22 protein-coding genes are annotated in these 19,648 nt (G+C 39.3%); 15 read left to right on the forward strand and 7 right to left on the reverse strand.

All coding sequences use genetic code 11. The features are described from left to right. Window positions 1-17: 17 nt before the first annotated feature. From H5088_RS03220 to H5088_RS03235, 4 genes are read right to left on the reverse strand one after another with little or no spacing between them, the layout of a single operon-like run. A complete protein-coding gene (locus H5088_RS03220) occupies window positions 18-578 on the reverse strand; it encodes a YqiA/YcfP family alpha/beta fold hydrolase (protein WP_002961960.1) in 561 nt (186 codons plus the stop codon). Next, window positions 563-1,348, reverse strand: a complete 786-nt coding sequence (locus tag H5088_RS03225; protein WP_165723825.1) for a metallophosphoesterase — start codon at window positions 1,346-1,348, stop codon at window positions 563-565. Before H5088_RS03225 ends, H5088_RS03220 begins: the two co-directional genes overlap by 16 nt. Then, window positions 1,335-1,793, reverse strand: a complete 459-nt coding sequence (locus H5088_RS03230; protein ID WP_002961958.1) for a DUF1249 domain-containing protein — start codon at window positions 1,791-1,793, stop codon at window positions 1,335-1,337. Before H5088_RS03230 ends, H5088_RS03225 begins: the two co-directional genes overlap by 14 nt. Window positions 1,794-1,819: 26 nt before the next feature. Beyond that, window positions 1,820-2,446 carry an NUDIX domain-containing protein gene (locus H5088_RS03235; RefSeq protein ID WP_002961957.1) on the reverse strand — a complete coding sequence of 209 codons (627 nt, stop codon included), beginning with the start codon at window positions 2,444-2,446 and terminating at the stop codon, window positions 1,820-1,822. Between the two features lie 151 nt (window positions 2,447-2,597). On the opposite strand from H5088_RS03235, the gene tolC reads away from it, so the two are divergent. The 3 genes from tolC to H5088_RS03250 all read left to right on the forward strand — a co-directional run bounded on the left by tolC (window position 2,598) and on the right by H5088_RS03250 (window position 5,608). Next, window positions 2,598-3,953, forward strand: coding sequence for an outer membrane channel protein TolC (tolC, locus tag H5088_RS03240; RefSeq protein ID WP_182752190.1), 1,356 nt, complete (start codon window positions 2,598-2,600; stop codon window positions 3,951-3,953). A gap of 111 nt (window positions 3,954-4,064) precedes the next feature. Further along, complete coding sequence (gene lpxL, locus H5088_RS03245; RefSeq protein WP_002961955.1) at window positions 4,065-4,994, forward strand: LpxL/LpxP family Kdo(2)-lipid IV(A) lauroyl/palmitoleoyl acyltransferase; 930 nt, start codon at window positions 4,065-4,067, stop codon at window positions 4,992-4,994. Window positions 4,995-5,035: 41 nt separating this feature from the next. Then, the gene (locus H5088_RS03250; RefSeq protein WP_002961954.1) at window positions 5,036-5,608 is read left to right on the forward strand and encodes a toxin co-regulated pilus biosynthesis Q family protein; all 573 of its coding nucleotides are present in this window, start codon (window positions 5,036-5,038) and stop codon (window positions 5,606-5,608) included. Window positions 5,609-5,658: 50 nt separating this feature from the next. Here the strand turns inward: H5088_RS03250 and glnE are convergent, their stop codons facing one another. Then, window positions 5,659-8,454 carry a bifunctional [glutamate--ammonia ligase]-adenylyl-L-tyrosine phosphorylase/[glutamate--ammonia-ligase] adenylyltransferase gene (gene glnE, locus H5088_RS03255; RefSeq protein ID WP_182752191.1) on the reverse strand — a complete coding sequence of 932 codons (2,796 nt, stop codon included), beginning with the start codon at window positions 8,452-8,454 and terminating at the stop codon, window positions 5,659-5,661. A 77-nt stretch (window positions 8,455-8,531) separates the two neighbouring features. On the opposite strand from glnE, the gene H5088_RS03260 reads away from it, so the two are divergent. From H5088_RS03260 to ruvX, 6 genes are all read left to right on the forward strand, one after another. After that, entirely contained in the window at window positions 8,532-9,425 is an 894-nt protein-coding gene (locus tag H5088_RS03260) for a hypothetical protein (protein ID WP_002961952.1), read from the forward strand. Between the two features lie 65 nt (window positions 9,426-9,490). Then, window positions 9,491-9,991: a hypothetical protein gene (locus tag H5088_RS03265; RefSeq protein WP_082007357.1), complete on the forward strand. Its 501-nt coding sequence runs from the start codon at window positions 9,491-9,493 to the stop codon at window positions 9,989-9,991. A 68-nt stretch (window positions 9,992-10,059) separates the two neighbouring features. Beyond that, window positions 10,060-10,794, forward strand: a complete 735-nt coding sequence (gene rsmE, locus H5088_RS03270) for a 16S rRNA (uracil(1498)-N(3))-methyltransferase (protein WP_002961950.1) — start codon at window positions 10,060-10,062, stop codon at window positions 10,792-10,794. Window positions 10,795-10,848: 54 nt separating this feature from the next. Beyond that, complete coding sequence (gene gshB / locus H5088_RS03275; protein WP_154903711.1) at window positions 10,849-11,799, forward strand: glutathione synthase; 951 nt, start codon at window positions 10,849-10,851, stop codon at window positions 11,797-11,799. Between the two features lie 115 nt (window positions 11,800-11,914). Next, window positions 11,915-12,472 carry a YqgE/AlgH family protein gene (locus H5088_RS03280; protein WP_165723832.1) on the forward strand — a complete coding sequence of 186 codons (558 nt, stop codon included), beginning with the start codon at window positions 11,915-11,917 and terminating at the stop codon, window positions 12,470-12,472. Window positions 12,473-12,509: 37 nt separating this feature from the next. Continuing rightward, window positions 12,510-12,959: a Holliday junction resolvase RuvX gene (gene ruvX, locus H5088_RS03285; protein WP_002961947.1), complete on the forward strand. Its 450-nt coding sequence runs from the start codon at window positions 12,510-12,512 to the stop codon at window positions 12,957-12,959. A 74-nt stretch (window positions 12,960-13,033) separates the two neighbouring features. Here the strand turns inward: ruvX and H5088_RS03290 are convergent, their stop codons facing one another. Beyond that, window positions 13,034-14,170 (reverse strand): PilT/PilU family type 4a pilus ATPase, encoded by a 1,137-nt coding sequence (locus H5088_RS03290; RefSeq protein ID WP_024596219.1) that lies wholly within the window; start codon window positions 14,168-14,170, stop codon window positions 13,034-13,036. A 9-nt stretch (window positions 14,171-14,179) separates the two neighbouring features. Further along, window positions 14,180-15,220, reverse strand: coding sequence for a type IV pilus twitching motility protein PilT (locus H5088_RS03295; RefSeq protein ID WP_024596218.1), 1,041 nt, complete (start codon window positions 15,218-15,220; stop codon window positions 14,180-14,182). Between the two features lie 2 nt (window positions 15,221-15,222). Here H5088_RS03295 and H5088_RS03300 point away from each other — a divergent pair, with 2 nt between their 5' ends. Genes H5088_RS03300 through hemW form a run of 6 tightly spaced genes read left to right on the forward strand, consistent with a single transcriptional unit; the run spans window position 15,223 to window position 19,576 of the window. Then, window positions 15,223-15,936 (forward strand): YggS family pyridoxal phosphate-dependent enzyme, encoded by a 714-nt coding sequence (locus H5088_RS03300; protein ID WP_165723833.1) that lies wholly within the window; start codon window positions 15,223-15,225, stop codon window positions 15,934-15,936. Window positions 15,937-15,953: 17 nt separating this feature from the next. After that, window positions 15,954-16,775 (forward strand): pyrroline-5-carboxylate reductase, encoded by an 822-nt coding sequence (proC, locus tag H5088_RS03305; protein ID WP_039488316.1) that lies wholly within the window; start codon window positions 15,954-15,956, stop codon window positions 16,773-16,775. A gap of 26 nt (window positions 16,776-16,801) precedes the next feature. Beyond that, window positions 16,802-17,335 carry a YggT family protein gene (locus tag H5088_RS03310; RefSeq protein WP_002962568.1) on the forward strand — a complete coding sequence of 178 codons (534 nt, stop codon included), beginning with the start codon at window positions 16,802-16,804 and terminating at the stop codon, window positions 17,333-17,335. A gap of 60 nt (window positions 17,336-17,395) precedes the next feature. Then, window positions 17,396-17,839 carry a DUF4426 domain-containing protein gene (locus tag H5088_RS03315; protein WP_154903714.1) on the forward strand — a complete coding sequence of 148 codons (444 nt, stop codon included), beginning with the start codon at window positions 17,396-17,398 and terminating at the stop codon, window positions 17,837-17,839. A 4-nt stretch (window positions 17,840-17,843) separates the two neighbouring features. Beyond that, complete coding sequence (locus tag H5088_RS03320; protein WP_039488314.1) at window positions 17,844-18,443, forward strand: XTP/dITP diphosphatase; 600 nt, start codon at window positions 17,844-17,846, stop codon at window positions 18,441-18,443. Further along, entirely contained in the window at window positions 18,440-19,576 is a 1,137-nt protein-coding gene (gene hemW, locus H5088_RS03325; RefSeq protein ID WP_002962575.1) for a radical SAM family heme chaperone HemW, read from the forward strand. Before H5088_RS03320 ends, hemW begins: the two co-directional genes overlap by 4 nt. The last annotated feature ends 72 nt before the right edge of the window (window positions 19,577-19,648 follow it).

Genomic DNA, 19,648 nt, shown 5'->3' on the forward strand with positions numbered 1-19,648 from the left:
GTTCAGGCTAACTAGTTTTACGTGATTTTAAGAAAATCTACAATACTTGCAAAGGTGCGTTCAAATTCAACGTAGCTATGATCGCCACCAAACTCTATCAATTGCTTGCATTGCGAATAATATTTTACTGCGTGTTGAAAGTTCAACACTTCATCTCCTGTTTGCTGCAATAAATACAGTAACTCAGGATGTGCTAATTTATCTACAGCGAGTAATTTCAGCGCCTCAATATGACTGTTATTTAAATCGTAATGATAATCTTGATACGGATTATAATTAGGCCCAAGTAACGACTGTAATAAATTATAGGGTGCGACCGCGGGATTAATGACCACTGCAGGAATTTGATAACGCTGCGATAAATACGTGGCAAAAAAACCACCTAACGAGCTACCTAATAAAACGGTATCTGGCGTTAGTAATTGTTCAAGCTCAATTATAGCTTGTAGGGGCTCGTGGTTTAAGTTCGGTACACAATAATCAACGTCATAGTTTGCCATAAGCTCACCAAAGCGCACAGCTTTATATGATTTTTGTGAACTATTAAAGCCATGAATATAAATTACGCGCTTAGCCATACCACTTCCGTTTTTACTTCGACTTTATCTTTTTTACTCTTTATATTTAGCATTCTGTAAGCAGGCCCTGCATTTTTTTGCTCCCACTTTGGAGTGTATTTTACAAACTGCACTGAACTGGCAGGACTTGCATATATAGGCAAGCCTCTAAAATTTTGTTCATAATCGTTGTGTACATGACCATGAAAAAGCGCAGATACATTATTACTATTAACTAAAATATTTAAAAGCTGTGGACCATTTTCTAATAAGTGCTTATCAAGATAGCCATTTATTGGCAGCGGATTATGATGGCAAAAGATAACTTTACTATTATTCGAGTTGACTAAAGTATCAGTTATTTCATCTAAATGCGCGCCAGTAACCCATCCTGCGGGCGTGGGCCCTTTAGAATTAATAAGAAGCAGCTCAACCCCGTTAGCAATAATATGTTTAGCCGAATTTATTTTTCCGCCACTTATGCGATTAAGCATTACTAGTTCATCATGATTACCTGGTACCCAAAATACAGGGCAAGTGATGTCACTAGCATTTATAAGTTCACTAAATAATAAGTACGATTCGAAACTATGGTCTTGTGTTAAATCACCACCAAAAATTACGCAATCTACTGGCTGCTCAGCGATGCGTGCCAAAGCTTGTTCAAAATGAGCTGCAGTATTTACATTAAAATATTCACCATTTTTATCTGCAAATAAATGGCTGTCGGTAATATGCGCAATGCACAAAGATGATTTATCAAATGTATATGTACCATCAAACCAAGCCATTATTTACATCCCAATTTAATGTTGCTTGCCCATGCTCTACACAGGCCACTAACCAGTCGTATAAAAAAGCATTAAGTTGATACTTTTCATCTTTTTGATGCATTTTAGGGTTGGGGTATCCGTACGATGGTTTTATGCGTTGATGGTAATCGTGATGAATAATTTCAGCTACTTTCGCATCATGATACAAGCGAGCCGTTAAATACAGCGGCGCTATCCCTTTAACCATTCCTGTTAGCTGCTTAATTGAAATATCCATAGTGTATTTTGCACTGCCATCAATTTTTGTAGCAAATTCACTGTTGCCAAGTTTTACTTCACGAATGCTTCCTATATTGCGCTCGCTCGGTAACAACTTTAATAGTCGCACATAGTTATGCTCACAAAGTGTTAAATACTTTGGGAGGCTTTGAATATATCGATTTGTTGCTAATTGTGCTGTCAAAGTTCCGCCATAATATTAGTAAGAGTTTATGCCCATTTGCTTGCCATTTTTTCGCGATTTAGCGCAAGCCACTGCATACAAATAACCGTTGCCGCATTATCCATTTCACCGTTATTGAGGCGCATTAGCGCATCATCAACCGATAAAATATGAGTTTTTATATCCTCGCCTTCAGTTTCAAGACCATATACACCTGATTTCACTTGGCTTAAATCAGCACGCGCTAAATATAAATGTAAGCGCTCAGTTGTACCGCCAGGGCTTGATAGGTATGAAAGCATAAATTCAAGTTCAGTTAATTCAAGCCCTGCTTCTTCATACGCTTCTTTTTTTACAACTGATTCGTAATCCGTACTGCCGTCAGTCATTCCGGCTATACATTCTAGTAGCCACGGCGAATGCTTACTTTTAATAGCGCCAATACGTATTTGCTCAATTAAAAGAACAGTATCTGATATTGGGTCATAAGGGAGTACTGCAATTGCATCGCCACGTTCTAATATTTCTCGGCTAATTAGCTCTGATTTTCCACCCGCAAAAAGAGCATGTTCAAACTGGTATAAATCAACCTGAAAAAAACCTTTATAAAGGTTTTTTATTGGCTTTAAATTTACATCTTTATGTGTAAATTGAACGAGCTTTTTATCAACCACGTGCCTACCTCCTACTTATCTAAAGCTTTAAAATGCGTTAATATATTCTGTTACACTTGAACATACTGTTTTACTAATTATTTTTTTTGTTATGCAGTAAAACAGGTTAACATGCTTTTAGTACAAAAATTGTCTAAGGACCGAACCCCACATGAAAAAGAACATTCTTGCGGCGCTAGTTAGTTTATCATGCGCACTAGGTGCAACAGCAGTGAAAGCTGAAGATTTACTACAAGTTTTTGAAATAGCAACAGCTAACGATCCTACTGTTTTAAAAGCAAAAGCCCAAGCCGATGCGCAGTCTTACCAAAGCGATTTGGCGATGAGTGCACTATTACCTCAAATTGGTTTAACTATGGGTTATACGAAAAGCGATGCAACGTCGTACCAAAGCGTTGGCGACTTATCTAACCAAGTTAAAGTTGAAAGTGACACAGACCAATTCTCTCGTGGTGTAAGTTTAAGCCAAACATTATTTGATTTAGGTGCTTGGAACACTTTAGACATTGCCGATAAGCAAGCTCTACAAGCAAGCGGCCTATATGATGCAGCTAAACAAAATTTAATTGTACGCGTTGCTGAAGGTTATTTTAACGTATTAAGTGCCAGTGATAACCTTGAATTTGTCGAAGCTGAAAAACGTGCCATTGCACGTCAACTTGAGCAAACAAAACAACGTTATGCAGTAGGTTTAACAGCTATAACAGACGTACACGAAGCACAAGCTCAGTTTGATAACTCAGTAGCCCAAGAAATTATTGCCAGTAATGCTGTAGAAACTGCACGCGAGCAACTTCGTGAGATAACTGGTAAATATCACGAAAAATTAGACTTTTTAAATACAGATACTTTCTCAACAACTAAGCCAACGAAGCGCTCAAGCGACTTTGTTAAAGTAGCTGAAGATAAAAATATCAACTTACAAGTCTCTAAAGTAACGGTTGATATTGCAAAAGATCAAATTGAATTAGCAAAAGCAGGTCATTATCCAAAACTAACTCTAAGTGCAAGTTATGGTGACTCTCTTACAGACACTCAAATAAATGGCGCTAATTTTGATGACCAACCGCGTTCAGACTCAAGTTCTGTTGGGCTTAACTTTAGCGTACCTTTATATTCAGGTGGCGCAACGGTTGCTGCAACAAACCAAGCGCGTGCGTTTTACGTATCAGCGAGCCAAGATTATGAAACAAATTACCGCGCAGTCACTCGCACAGTAATTACATCTTATAATCAAGTTGTTTCAGATATTGCGACTTACAAAGCGCTAGAGCAAGCGGTTGTTTCAGCTCAAAGTGCCCTTAAAGCAACTGAAGCCGGTTTTGAAGTAGGTACTCGTACCATTGTTGACGTACTAGTGAGTACGCAAAATTTATACGATGCAAAACGTAACCTTGCTGATGTGCGTTACCGTTATGTGTTATCTACCCTTCGCTTAAAACAAGCTGCGGGTATACTAACAAGTGAAGATTTGGTTGCTATAAACCAAGGTTTAAAATCAGCTTAACTTTTACAGCTAAACATAATATAGATTTATTCGAAGCCAGCATGTAGCTGGCTTTTTGTATTTTATAGCGCTTAGCGTTAAACTATCGTTTTCATTCTCAGAGAGATTTTTGTGGTCACCTCATCTCCTTTTAAAGCATCTTTTTTAGGCCCTCGATACTGGCTAACGTGGGTTGGCGTTTTATTTTTATACTTAATTTCTTGGCTACCACAAAAGCTACAGCTGGCAATGGGTAAGCAACTTGGCCGCTTAGTCCATAAATTTATGAAGCGCCGTCGCCATATTGCAGAAGTAAATATTAAGCTGTGTTTTCCTGATATGAGCGAAGCAGATCAAAAAGACCTTGTACTCAAAAATATGGAAAACACCGGCATTGCAATGGTTGAAACCGGCATGGCTTGGTGGTGGCCGCAGTGGCGAGTAAAAAGTGTATATGGCTCAATCAAAGGTTTGGAACACTTTGAGCGCGTACAGGCATCTGGTAAAGGTGTTTTATTACTTGTACCTCATATTCTGCATCTTGAAATGGCGAGTCGTGTAATGGGATTAAAATGCCAAGGTTTAGGCTTTTACCGCCCTCACAACAACGCTCTAATGGAATACTTTACAACTAATGGCCGCCTTCGTTCTAACGAATACCTAATTGGCCGAAAAGATGTAAAAGGTTTACTAAAATCATTAAAAAACAAAAAAGTATGCTATTACTTACCTGACCAAGATTACGGCCGTAACCGCTGTGAGTTTGTGCCATTTTACGCCGTCCCTGACACAGCAACGACAACAGGTACTCTTATGTTTGCTGGCAGTAAAAACTGCGAAACTATGAGCTTAATCTCGCGTCGTGACGAAAATGGAAAGTATCATTTAGAGGTAGTACCTGAGCTTGAAAACTTCCCAAGTGGTGATGATAAGGCTGATGTAACACGTGTAAATCAACGCATGGAACAATCTGTTAATGCAGCACCAGAGCAATACATGTGGCTACACCGTCGCTTTAAAACTCGACCGGATAAAAATACCCCTTCTTTTTACAAAAAGTAATGGTATAACAATAATAGGAACAAATAAGGTGGGTAATAATCATGTGGTTTTGGATTAGACATTTATCATTTGCAGCCGTGCTAATAGCACTCGCCGTATACTTCTTAGTGGGTGATGGTTCTGTATTTGATATTAAAAAATCTAAAAATGCAGCCGCCGAAGGATTATCACGCTTTTACTCCTCCATTCGTAACCAAGTAAAAAGTAATAAAGAACGAGATCAATTTGTTTTAAAACTTAAAACACCAGAACAAACCTTGGATAGAGTATTGGCTGAACGTGCGCGAACAGTAGATCCAATGCCTACAAATTGGACTGGAGAAGTTGAACCTAGGCGCTTTGAAAATGGCACAACTCTTAAAGATGTACTTAATCAATATGCTAAAAACGAGGGGATTGAGCTCTACTGGTACTTAAGTAAAGATTACGTAGTTAAAGATCATTTTAGAGTAGACAGTAACTTTACTTCAGCACTGTACCAAATTGGGCGCGCTATAAATGATGACTTTGAGCATGAGGTTTATACTTACTTTTGCCATAAACAAAGAGCAGCGGTTATTACCGAGTTACCATCAGAATTTGTACGTACAAACTGTTTAAAACTAAAGGTTTAAGGGTTTACACATACAAAAACCCAAGCAAGCGCTTGGGTTTTCAATTCAATTCAATTCAATTCAAAAATACTATTCCAAATATTAGTTACGTTAGTAATATCTTGTAAAAACGTTTCTCGCGGGATCAATTTGCCTTTTTGCTCCAAGCTCAACACGTGATAACACGAGCGGTAATCAATATACGCCTTTATCAACTGCTGCTTTTGCTCTTTAGTAATACAACCTATATTTGCCGCATCCGTTAATATCCTTACGTTATCTGAGTAAACTGTAAGCTGTTCAAACTCGTTTGCGTGTTTAAGTACTAAATATTGCGTAATAAACTCAATATCAGCCATGCCACCAACATCTTGTTTTAAATCAAATTTCTCAGCATTTCCCTTCGCTAGATGGTCGCGCATTTTTTCGCGCATTTTTATTACATCAGCTTTTAGCACGGTATCATCGCGTTGCTGGCAAATTATATTTTTACGAATTTGTGAAAAACGATCTATCAGATCGTTTTGACCTAAAATTAATCGAGCCCGAACAAGTGCTTGATGCTCCCACGTCCATGCTTGAGTTTGCTGATAGTGATTAAAGCTCTCTAAATTGATAGCCAATAAACCAGAGGCTCCTTCAGGACGTAATCGTGTATCAAGCTCGTATAAAATGCCCGATGCAGTACGGGTATTAAATAAATGCATTAGGCGCTGAGCGAGCTTTAAATAAAACTGGCGAGAATCTATCGGTTTTTCACCATTAGTTAAGCTTGAGCCATCATGATTATGCACAAACACCAAATCTAGATCTGAGTCGTACCCGACTTCTAAGCCACCTGTTTTACCATATGCAATAACAGCAAAACCTTTATTTTCATCATCTGTGCCAGGGGGCATACCAAAGCGCTTAACAGTGTTATGCCATGCAATATTAACAGCTTGGTCAACAATCGCCTCTGCCAGTACGGTTAAATGATCGCTTACTTTCATTACGTCAAGAACACCGGTTGCATCGGCGGCAGCAATTCGTAATTGATGCGTTTGCTTAAATTGCCTAAGCGACTCCATTTGCAGTTCTAAATCGTCATGCTCTATTCGTAAAAAATACTGTCTTATTTCATCTTTATACGCTGTGAGCGGGGTTGGCTTATAAAGAACTGCGGGGTCTATTAGTTCATCAAGTAATATGGGGTAGCGAGAAATATGCTCCCCTATCCATTTGCTATGACAACACAGTAAAACAAGTTGCTTTAATGCACCTTGGTTTTCGTAAAGCAATTCTAAATAGGCAGTACGCGAAATTATCTTATTAAAAATTTGGCAAACCATTGTGAAAGCTGCTGCACTGGCATTAAAGTCATTTAATTGATTTAGTAAAACAGGCATTAACTTATCAAGAGTGTCACGCCCTCGGTTACCTATATTTACCTTAGACAGCCTTAATTTAAAATCGTTAAGGGGTGCTTGCCATTCATCTCTGGCCTCTTTTAAAAAGCTCACATCACCATGATCCCAAGCACTAATAAATGCGCCTTCACAGGTATCAAGTGGCACGGTTTCCTCGCCAATCACAAGTGCAAACTCACCGTTAACTTGTTTCATCACCTTTTCTATAGTGTTTAAAGTGGCAGAAAAATCAGCTTGTTCTAATAATAAATTTAAGCGCTGCTGATTCAATTCATCATCGGGGAGTGTTTGCGTTTGCTGATCGTCAAATATTTGAAGGTACTGCTCAACTTTACGTAAATAAAGGTAATTGCGCCTCAGCTCGCTTGCTTCTTGCTCATCTATAACTTGGTTAAGTGCCAACTCATATAATGCTTTGAGTAAAGATTGGGTTTGTAAATTAGCCTCTCGCCCACCTCTTACCATTTGCAGGGCTTGCACTATAAATTCAACTTCACGAATACCACCAGCGCCTAGTTTTATATTATTAGTTAAGCGTTTACGGCGAACCTCTTGTGCAATCATTAACTTCATTTTACGCAAGGATTCAATCACCGAAAAATCAATATACCGGCGGTAAACAAACGGCTTTAAGAGCTTAATAAATTCATCCCAATACTTATTAGGAGTGCCAATTAAGCGCCCTTTTAACATGGCGTAGCGTTCCCAGTCGCGCCCTTGTTCTTGGTAGTAATCTTCAATGGCATTAAAGCTCATAACCAAAGGGCCGCTTTCGCCAAACGGGCGTAGGCGCATATCAACTCTAAATACTTGCCCATCACCGGTGGCTTGGTTAAGTGCTGCAATCAGTTTTTGTGCAACTTTGGTATAAAACACTTGGGCCTCAAGGCTTCTGCGGCCACCTTGGGTTTTTGTGCTGCGCGGATACGCAAAAATAAGATCAATGTCAGAGGAATAATTTAGCTCCTGTCCGCCAAGCTTCCCCATCCCCAATACCATTAGCGGCATTGCTTGGTTTTGCTCATCAAGCGGTTCACCATTTACTTTTGCCACCTGTGCATGCGCCCATTGGTTGGCGCTATTAATTAGCATGTCAGCCAGTTGGCTTATATAATTAATACTATCGGCAATGGGGTTATTACAGCATAAATCTAAAAAGGCGACTTTAAGCCAGTACTTTTCACGATATTGACGAAGTACTTTATGGCACTGTGCTTCATCAAGGTCAGCTAAATTCAGGTTTTTAAAAGGAGAGTCTATTACTCTATTTTGTATTTCGTCTTTGCATAATAGCCAGGTATTTAAATCAGGTTGTGACTCTAAACTGCGCCAAGCAAAGTCGCTTAATGCTAATAACCTTACAACTTCACTTTGTTTACTTTGCTGCGGGTATAACTGTTCAAAGCGCATCAAGCCAAGTTTTTGTAATTGAATAGGAAGTTGCTTTACGTTACTCATCAATCCTCTCTTTTATATCATCAATAACCGTACTAGAATGATTAAAACCTAGAAAGGTTAACTTAATTAGGATCACCATGTCATATTTGTCTTTATCTAACACTAGTTTTATTGCGATTGCCATTAGTTTTGCGGTTATTTGCATAACTATTTTTTGTTTACGAGTTGTCACTCAAATCAAAGCAAAACAAGCGCTTAAAGATGAGTTAGCGCAACACGACAACTTTGCCATGGGTATTAGTTTTGCATCTGAAATATCGGTTGTTATAGCCACTATAGCCTTTTTATTTGACGAAATAAGCGTAAGCACTGCACAGTCAAACCCGTTAAAAGTATTAATTATTATTGTTCTCTTATTCACTTTTATAAAAGTGGGCCATTTAATTCACAGAAAATGGATACTCCACAGATTTAATGAAGAAGCTGCCATACTAAAACAAAATGTATGTGCTGCATTGGTAGACTCAGGAATGTTAATCGCTAACTGTATTATTGCTCTGGGCTTGTACACGTGGACGCACACCCAAGGGTTTAGCAACTTACTTATTGCTTGCGTTAGCTTTTTTACACTTCAGGGGATGTTTGCACTTGATAGCAAAATACGAGAACACCGTTTTGCAAAAGCAAACCAAGGTGCGTCACTACAAAGTAACTTTAACCTAGAAAATACATCTATTGGTATAAGATATGCTGGAAAATCAATTGGCTTAGCGTTGGCTGTATATGCTGGTTTATCTAGCGCAGCATTTCAAAACGGTAAAATGGTTGAAAACATATTTACACTTGTAATGCATTGCGGTGTAATGTGGATACTACTTTACGGCTTAACGTATGTGATAAAAGTTATCTCTTTACCAAATATTGATACGGCTCTTGAAATAGACCATCAAGATAATATTGGGGTAGCATGCATAGAATTTGCTGTTTTTTGTGCTATTGGTTATTTACTTATTAGTATGTTTTCTCTTTAGACCTTTTTTACTGAAAATACAGCAATTAAAACGTCTGCATTTAAGTAATAATGGTAATTACTTAGATGCAACAAGGTCCTAGCTCTATGCCGCCTGAAATAACGAACTATTTGTTAATTGACATAGACAACGAATTTAGCCGCGCATTTGCCGAATACTATGTAAATAGTAATGGCATAACAAAAGCGAGTACACTTATTGCTGCAGGCAGTAATACCCGCCAATTAGTAAAAATGATGTTTGACGAGCTTATTAAAGACTACAGTTATTGCGATCTTGAAAACGAAATAAGCGTTTCTGAGTTAATTAATTATTTAAAAGATCATCACGATTTACACGGAGTCCTTTTCAATAGCACCGATTATTTACTCGCAAGTGATAAGCAGCGCTTTATTTATAACTCCTTACATGAAGAACGCTTTTTAATAAATCTTGATGATACAGGCTATACACTCAGCCGGGTTACCGACGAGACGTTAACGGAACCTTCGCAAAATCATCACGATATAGCACACACCCCACAAGATTTAATAGATCTCGCCGAACAACTTAATAAAAATAAATAATTGCGCACAGCTCCCAGCTTACTTACCATAGCAATATATATTTTACGCTATGTAGTAAGTGACGCCCTATGCGAGTTCCTCATATTTATCAAACATCGAGTATTGCCCTAAACACCCCTGTAACTTTAGATGACGATGCTGCAGGGCATATTGGCAGAGTGCTGCGCATGAAAGTAGGCGAGCACGTATCTATTTTTAATGGCGAAGGTGGCGAATACCTTAGTGAAATAATTGAGGTAACAAAAAAAACAGTCGTCGTAATGCCATTAGAACTTAACCCTCACGATGTAGAATCTCCACTTAAAATTCATTTAGGTCAATGTGTATCTCGTGGTGATAAGATGGATTTTACAATTCAAAAGTCAGTTGAACTAGGTATTACCGAAATCACCCCTATTTTTAGTCAGCGCTGTGGTGTGAAACTAATGGGCGATCGTCTTGAGAAAAAACACCAACAATGGCAAAAAATTGCAATTGCTGCGGCTGAGCAGTCAGGGCGTAATTTTGTGCCAATTATTCACCCACCTATAGATTTAAAACAATGGCTTGCACAACAAACCGATGCAATTAAGCTCACTCTTCACCCTCGTGCTGAGCACAGCATTAAAACCATTACGGTACCTAAAGATGGCGTACGCTTTTTAGTAGGCCCAGAAGGTGGCTTTACCGACGATGAAATGGCACTAACCAAACAACTAGAGTTTGTAGATATTCGCTTAGGCCCGCGCGTTTTACGAACGGAAACAGCCGCTTTAACGGTCTTAAGTGCATTACAACTTCAATTTGGCGATTTAGCTAATTGAAATAACTAAAAGCACCCTCATATAAACAGTAACATTTATAGTAAGGCACAGCGCATGGCAATTAAGTTAGGTATTATTTCAGATCCTATTAGTGGATTTAACATCAAAAAAGACACCGGTTTTGCAATGATGATGCAAGCGCAAGAACGTGGCTACGAAATTTATTATATGGAGATGGACGATTTATCTCTTCGTAAAGGCAAGTCGTACGCTACAGCGTCTAAAGCGCAAGTGTTTAATAATGCAGAAAAATGGTATGAGCTTGAAGAAAAAGCCACTATAGCCCTTGCCGATCTTGACGTAATTTTAATGCGTAAAGACCCTCCTTTTGATACTGAATACATTTACGCGACGTATATTTTAGAACGTGCTGAACAAGAAGGTACGTTAATAATTAACAAGCCACAAAGCCTTCGCGATGCTAATGAAAAGCTGTTTACAGCATGGTTTAGCGAGCATACGCCAGACACACTTGTTACACGTAGCCAAAAACAAATTCGTGAATTTTTAGCACAGCATAAAGACATTATTTTAAAGCCGCTTGATGGCATGGGTGGCGCATCGATTTTTCGCATCAGAGAAGACGATGCCAACATTGGTGTAATTTGTGAAACGTTAACCGAGCACGGCAGCCGCTTCGCAATGGTGCAAAATTACATTCCAGAGATCAAACAAGGCGATAAGCGCGTACTAGTAGTTGATGGAGAAGTTATTCCATATTGTTTAGCGCGTATACCACAAAATGGTGAAACACGCGGTAATTTGGCTGCAGGCGGTCGAGGTGAAGCCCGTCCACTTAGCGAATCAGATTTAAAAATAGCGCAAGCTGTTGCACCAACGCTCAAAGAAAAAGGCTTAATATTTGTAGGTTTAGATATTATTGGCGATAAATTAACTGAAATTAACGTAACTGCACCAACGTGCGTACGCGAAATTGAAGCTGCTTATGATATTTCTATCACAGGTATTTTATTTGATGCAATTGAGCGTAAATTAGGTAAGTAATTACCACAATAAAAAGCCCATTAGTTTAAGCCTTTCATGCAATTAATGGTCTTTTTATGTCAATTTAAATAACTATGCCATACTCAAAGTTCATTAACTAAAAAGGGTGAAATCTATGCAGTCATTAGAAAATCATTTTTTAATCGCGATGCCGTCAATGCAAGACCCTTTTTTTAAACGTGCTGTTACCTATATTTGTGAGCACAATGAAGATGGGGCTATGGGCTTGGTAATAAACCAACCTATTGATGTTACTGTTGGCGAACTTTTAGATAAAATAGAAATTGATAACGACAAAACGCAAAACGCAGCAAAAGTAAGTGTGTTTGCAGGTGGACCCGTTAAAACTGACCGTGGTTTTGTACTGCACTCTCCCCAATCGGGTTATTCAGCAAGTCAAAAACTCAGTAGCGATATTATGATCACTACCTCAAAAGACGTTTTAGCAAACTTAACCACTGCACAAGCACCAGAGCAGTTTATTATTACACTTGGTTATTCAGGGTGGGAGCAAGGACAACTCGAACAAGAGTTACTTGATAACAACTGGTTGATCATAGAAGCCGATCCGAAGATCATTTTTGATACCCCCGTTGAAAAACGATGGGAAAAAGCAGTTTCAATGTTGGGATTTGATATTAGCCAACTCAGCCCTGAAGCTGGTCACGCATAATAGTAACTAACCCTTAGCAAACTTAAACAAGATACACATGACAAAAAAATCGCTTAAGCCGCAAGGCGAACGCACTGTAATGGGCTTTGACTTTGGCACCAAAAGTATTGGTATTGCTATTGGGCAAGAGTTAACCGGCAGTGCGTCTAGCCTTAAGGCTGTAAAAGCACAAGATGGCATTCCTAACTGGGACCATATCGCCGTACAAGTAGCCGAGTGGCAGCCTGACTTAATGGTTGTTGGTTTACCACTAAATATGGATGGAACATCACAAGAGGTTACCTTTAAAGCAAAAAAGTTTGCCAACAGATTGCATAATCATTATGGCATTCCTGTGCAAACACAGGATGAGCGCTTAACGACAGCGGATGCTAAAGCGCGACTTTTTGAAAGTGGCGGCTATAAAAACTTAGGTAAAGGTAACGTAGATAATATGTCTGCGGTTATTATTTTAGAAAGCTTTTTTGAATCTAGTTACGGTGAATAAACTGGCTATATAAACAACCCTTTATACAAATAAAAAAAGCGCCAATTGGCGCTTTTTTATTAATTACTTTTAAATTATTGATCGCTATTTTTATCATCAAGGCCATCAATAGTAACGCCCTGTAAAAAGCCTGCGCCTTGTTGTTCGTTATTGCGCAGTTTTATCATTAAGCGTAAATCATTTGGTGAGTCAGCATGGTGCAGTGCATCAGCGTAGTTAATTCGCTGCTGTCTGTACAACTCAAATAACGCTTGGTCAAAGGTTTGCATGCCCATCTCTTTTGACTTAGCCATTGCCTCTTTAATTCCGCCAATATCACCATTTTTAATCAGTTCAGCGACCATTGGTGAGTTAAGCAATATTTCAATAGCTGCAACACGGCTTTCACCATCAGCAGTCGGCACTAATTGCTGAGCAACAATGGCACGTAAGTTAAGTGCTAAGTCGTACTTAAGCTTATCGTGTTTTTCTTTTGGTACTAAATGCATAATACGGTCAATCGCTTGGTTCGCATTATTAGCATGTAGTGTTGCAACACACAGGTGACCGGTTTCAGCAAAGCTTAGGGCGTATTCCATGGTTTCTTGCGAGCGAATTTCACCAATCAAAATAACATCTGGAGCTTGGCGTAATGAGCTTTTAAGTGCCGACTCAAAGCTTTCTGTATCAAGCCCTACTTCGCGCTGAGTAATAATACTTTTACGATGCTCATGAACAAACTCAATCGGATCTTCAATGGTCAGTATATGACCTCGTTGGTTACGGTTTCGATAACCAATAAGTGCAGCTAGTGAGGTCGACTTACCCGTACCTGTACCACCTACAAACAAGACAAGACCGCGTTTAGACATAATTACATCTGTCAGCGTAGATGGCAGACCTAAATCACTTACATCAGGAATTTGCGTCACAATACGGCGAATAACCATACCCGCTCTATCGCGCTGCCAAAAAGCAGAAATACGAAAACGCCCTTCGTCGGTAGCAATCGCAAAGTTACATTCTTTCGTTGTATGAAACTCTGCTTTTTGCTTTTCGCTCATTGCAGATTCTACTAACTCAAGTGATTGCTCATCAGTCAGTCTATCGTCACTGAGAGCTGTTAGTTCACCGTTTATTTTTGCACTCACGGGTAATTGACTCGATACAAATAGGTCAGAACCCTTTTTCTCAATCATTATGAGTAAAAAGTCGTTTAAAGATAAAGCCATAATAATTTCTTACCCACCAAATTGTGTTTTGTCTTGCGCTTTTTCTTTCGCTGCCGTATTTGTAACAATACCGTGATTAACTAAATTAGTTAAACACTGATCCATTGTTTGCATGCCCACAGACGCACCGGTTTGAATAGACGAATACATTTGTGCAATTTTATCTTCACGAATTAAGTTACGAATAGCAGGGACTGCAATCATAATTTCGTGTGCTGCAACTCGCCCACCACCAATTTTTTTAAGCAGTGTTTGTGAAATTACCGCACGTAAAGATTCAGATAACATTGAGCGTACCATAGCTTTTTCTTCACCTGGGAATACATCAATAATACGGTCAATAGTTTTTGGTGCAGATGTTGTATGTAGCGTGCCAAACACTAAGTGACCCGTTTCAGCAGCGGTCATTGCAAGACGAATTGTTTCTAAATCACGTAACTCACCCACAAGTATTACATCAGGGTCTTCACGCAATGCACTACGTAGCGCGTTTGAAAAGCTATGTGTATCGCGGTGAACTTCACGTTGGTTAATTAAACTTAATTTATTATCGTGAACAAACTCGATTGGATCTTCTATTGTTAGAATATGGTGATGTTTATTTTGATTTATATAATCGACCATAGCGGCAAGTGTTGTTGATTTACCTGAACCCGTTGGCCCTGTGACTAACACGAGTCCACGTGGGGTATCAGAGATTGTTTTAAAAATATCTGGCGCACCTAAATCATCAAGCGTTAACACTTCACTTGGTATGGTACGAAATACCGCAGCAGGCCCGCGATTAGAGTTAAACGCATTCACACGAAAACGTGCTAAATTAGGCACTTCAAACGAAAAATCCACTTCGAGGTTTTGTTCGTAGTCCTTGCGTTGATTATCGTTCATAATATCGTAAACCAGACTGTTTACGTCTTTGTCTGCAAGGGCTGGTATATTAATGCGGCGAACATCACCGTCTACGCGTATCATAGGTGAAACACCCGACGATAAATGTAAATCGGATGCTTTGTGTTGCACACTAAACGCTAATAATTCGGTAATATCCATTTATGACTCCACAACTAACTGATAAATATATGGTTACAATAGCAGAACGACTCACATCCGCCTACGCTAGAATTGCAGACGCGGCAAAAAACACACAGCGAAACACTAACGAAGTTACTCTACTAGCAGTGTCTAAAACTAAACCAAGCGAAGATATTATTGCAGCTTATGAGCATGGTCAGCGCGAATTTGGTGAATCTTATGTTCAAGAGGCTATAGATAAAATAGCTCAACTACAGTCATATAGCGACATCATTTGGCATTTCATTGGCCCTATTCAATCAAATAAAAGTGCATTAGTAGCTGCTAACTTTGATTGGGTGCAAAGTGTTGATCGCATAAAAATAGCAAAGCGATTAGATTCCCAGCGCCCAAACGATAAACCACCTCTTAATATACTTATTCAAGTAAATATAAGTAATGAGGAAGCAAAGTCAGGTTGCCGCCGCGATGAAATAGATGAACTTGCCGATTATATTAACCAATGTGAGCACTTAACACTTCGAGGTTTAATGGCAATTCCCGCTAAAAGCGACAAACTGGATACGCAAATTCAATCTTTTGAGCAATTACAAACTTGCTTTGATAAACTAAAGACCCAATATCCTCAAGTAGATACTTTGTCGATGGGTATGAGTAACGATGTTGAAGCTGCCATTAGCGCAGGCTCAACCATGGTAAGGATCGGCACAGACATTTTTGGAACACGAACTTAAAAGGTGATAACAGATTTATGTCAGATAAAAAAATCGCATTTATAGGCACAGGTAATATGAGCTACGCCATTATTGGTGGCATGGTAAAAAACGGCTTTAACGCAAGTAACATAATTGCGACTAACCGCAACCAAGAAAAGCTTGAAAAGGTAGCATTTGATTTCAAGGTGCAAACCACCAGTGACAATAACGAAGCCCTGCGCGATGCTGATGTAATTGTTTTGTCTGTTAAACCACAAATGATGGGCGATTTATGTAAATCGTTTCAAGAGTCGGGCGTAGATTTTAGCGATAAACTGTTTATTTCTGTTGCGGCGGGCTTAACTGTAAAACGTTTACGTGAAATGCTAGGCCAAGACGTTAAAATGGTACGTTGCATGCCAAACACGCCATCTTTATTAGGTCGCGGAGTATCAGGTTTATATGGTGCGGGCGAAACACCAAGCGAACACGAATTTGTACAACAAGTTTTTGAATGCACGGGCATTGTTGTATGGGTGGAAAAAGAGTCACAAATTAACGATATTATTGCTGTAACCGGCTCATCACCTGCTTACTTTTTCTTATTTATGGAAGCCATAGAAGAAAAAGCAAAAGCGCTGGGCTTTAACGATGAAGACGCTCGTCGCCTGGTACAACAAACAGCCCTTGGCGCTGCCGAAATGGCACTTAGCCAGCCTGATATTAGTATTTCGCAACTACGTTCAAACGTAACATCTAAAGGCGGCACTACTCACGCAGCTGTTGAGCACTTAAAAGACGAAGGCTTAACTAAAACCGTTGGCGATGCAATGGATGCGTGTATTGCGCGTGCAGAGCAAATGGAAAAAGAACTTTAAAACCACTTTTTATTGAAGGTTACACTATGAATGCCATGCAATTTTTAATCAGTACCCTGTTTGATTTGTTTTTAATGGTGGTATTACTGCGCTTTTGGCTGCAGTGGGCAAAAGCCGACTTTTATAATCCAATGAGCCAGTTTGTGGTTAAAGCCACGTCGTTTGCGGTAAAGCCACTGCGTAAAATCATTCCGGGGTTTGGCGGACTTGATTTAGCATCTCTGTTGCTGGCATTTATAGTGGCTGTAGCCAAAATTAGTACTTTAATGCTTGTTATATATAATGCGTGGGCAATACAGCCTGTACTTATTCAAGCACTTATAACGGTACTAAAAGAAGGCCTTAATTTAGTTTTTTGGGTACTTATTATTCGCGCTATTTTAAGTTGGGTTAGCCAAGGCTATAACCCTATAGAAGCGGTTTTCCACCAGCTTACTGAACCAATGCTAAAACCAATTCGTAAAATATTACCATCAATGGGTGGCTTAGATTTATCAGTTTTAGTGCTTATTATTGGTATTCAGTTTTTGCAAATGCTGCTTATGGATTTTTTAGTCTAATATGGATTTTTTAATTAGAGGCCCAAAGGCCTCTTTTTTATATGTTTTGAGGAATACATAATGAACCGTTTAATTAAGTTTTGTTTTATTGCTTGTTTAGCATTTGCATTTAACGCGCAAAGCGAAGAAATGCAGGGCGCACAATACAAAGAGCTTGGCCCTTGGCAAGTGCATTACATCGCCTTTCCTTCTACTTTTATTCAGCCAAAAATAGCAAAAGCGTACAACCTTGAGCGCAGTGGCTACAAAGGGGTTGTAAACATTTCTATATTAAAAAATGATGCCGATAAAACAGCACAAACGGCAAAGCTTACAGGCACAGCTAAAAACCTACTTGGCAACAAACAAACGCTTACTTTTAAAGAAGTAAAAGAAGGTGAGTCAATTTATTACCTTGCCCAAGTTGATTACACCAACGAAGAGATTTTACGCTTTGAGATTGAAATACAACAAAGTAATCAATTTCAAAAATTACAGTTTCAGCAAAAATTTTACGTAGATTAATAACATGACCAAAACTTTAGTACTTGCTACAGGTAACCCTGGCAAAGTAAAAGAGCTAGCTAACATGCTAAGCCCTTTGAATATTAATGTAGTTCCACAGAGCGATTTTAACGTAGGTGAAGTTGCCGAAACCGGCACTACCTTTGTTGAAAATGCCATTATTAAAGCGCGCCATGCTGCTAAAATTACTGGCATGCCTGCTATTGCCGATGACTCAGGTTTGGAAGTTGATGGCCTAAATGGCGCACCCGGTGTTTACTCAGCCCGTTTTGCAGGCCCAGGTGCCAGCGATCAAGATAACATTGATAAGTTACTCGTAGATTTAGGTGATAATCCTATTCGCAGTGCACGTTTTTGGTGTGTACTGGTGTTAATGCGCCACGCAGACGACCCTACTCCGCTTATTTGTAGTGCTAGTTGGGAGGGCGAAATTACGCTCACTCAAAATGGCAACGGTGGATTTGGTTACGATCCTGTGTTTTTTGTAGCAGAGAAAAATTGTACGAGTGCTGAGCTTACAAAAGAGCAAAAAAATGCAGTGAGTCATCGCGGACAAGCGCTGCAAAAATTATTACTAGAACTACAGCAAAAAGGCGGCCTGTGAACCTTCCACCACTGAGCTTATATGTGCATGTGCCTTGGTGCGTGCAAAAATGCCCGTACTGCGATTTTAATAGCCACGGACAAAAAGGTGAAATACCTGAAGCTGAATATGTTCAACACTTAATTGATGACTTAAAAGCAGATTTGCACTTAGTGCAAGGACGTAAAATTCACAGCATTTTTATTGGTGGCGGCACACCAAGCTTATTAACTGGTGCAGCTTATACCCGTTTATTAAATGAAGTCGACAACCTAATTGGGCTTGAAGAACACTGCGAAATCACCCTTGAAGCCAACCCTGGTACAGTAGAAACAGGTCGCTTTAAAGATTACGTAAAAGCAGGCATTAACCGTATTTCTATCGGTGTGCAAAGCATGCAAAACGACAAGTTAAAAGCACTTGGTCGGATTCATGGCAGCGACGAGGCAAACTATGCCGCGCAACAAGCTAAAGAAGCCGGTTTAAATAGCTTTAACCTTGATTTAATGCATGGCTTACCTGGGCAAACACTTGATGATGCTCTGAGTGATTTAAAACAAATAATAGCGCTCGATCCACCGCATATATCTTGGTATCAACTAACTATTGAACCCAATACTCAGTTTGCTTCAAAGCCCCCTACCTTGCCACAAGATGAAACACTGTGGGACATTCAAGAACAAGGGGTTGAGTTACTCGCGCAAGCAGGTTACGTGCAATACGAAATATCGGGCTATGCAAAACCGGGCTATCAATGCCAACATAACTTAAATTATTGGCGTTTTGGCGATTATCTCGGTATTGGCTGCGGCGCACATGGTAAGGTTACTGATGCAAATACAGGGCTTATAACGCGTACCGAAAAGGTTAAACATCCACGCGGCTATATGGATTTAATTAAACCATATATGTATAAAAGCTGGCATGTAGAGCAGGACGATTTAGCGTTTGAATTTTTTATGAATCGCTTTCGCCTTGTTGAGCCTTGCCCAATTAATGATTTTAATAAACTAACAACACTGCCGCTGCAAAGTCAGCAAAGTGCATTAAACCAAGCAATAAATAAAGGTTTATTGACTCAAACAGACAGCCATTGGCAGGTAACCTTAAAAGGTCATCGCTTTTTAAATGACCTGCTAGAATTGTTTGTGTAGCGCTAAGGCACTGCACAACAATATAAAACTAATAAATATAAATCACCCTAATGGGTTTCTAACAACAAAAGG

The organism is Pseudoalteromonas sp. SR43-3, from assembly GCF_014163875.1.
GTDB classification, from domain to species: domain Bacteria; phylum Pseudomonadota; class Gammaproteobacteria; order Enterobacterales; family Alteromonadaceae; genus Pseudoalteromonas; species Pseudoalteromonas distincta.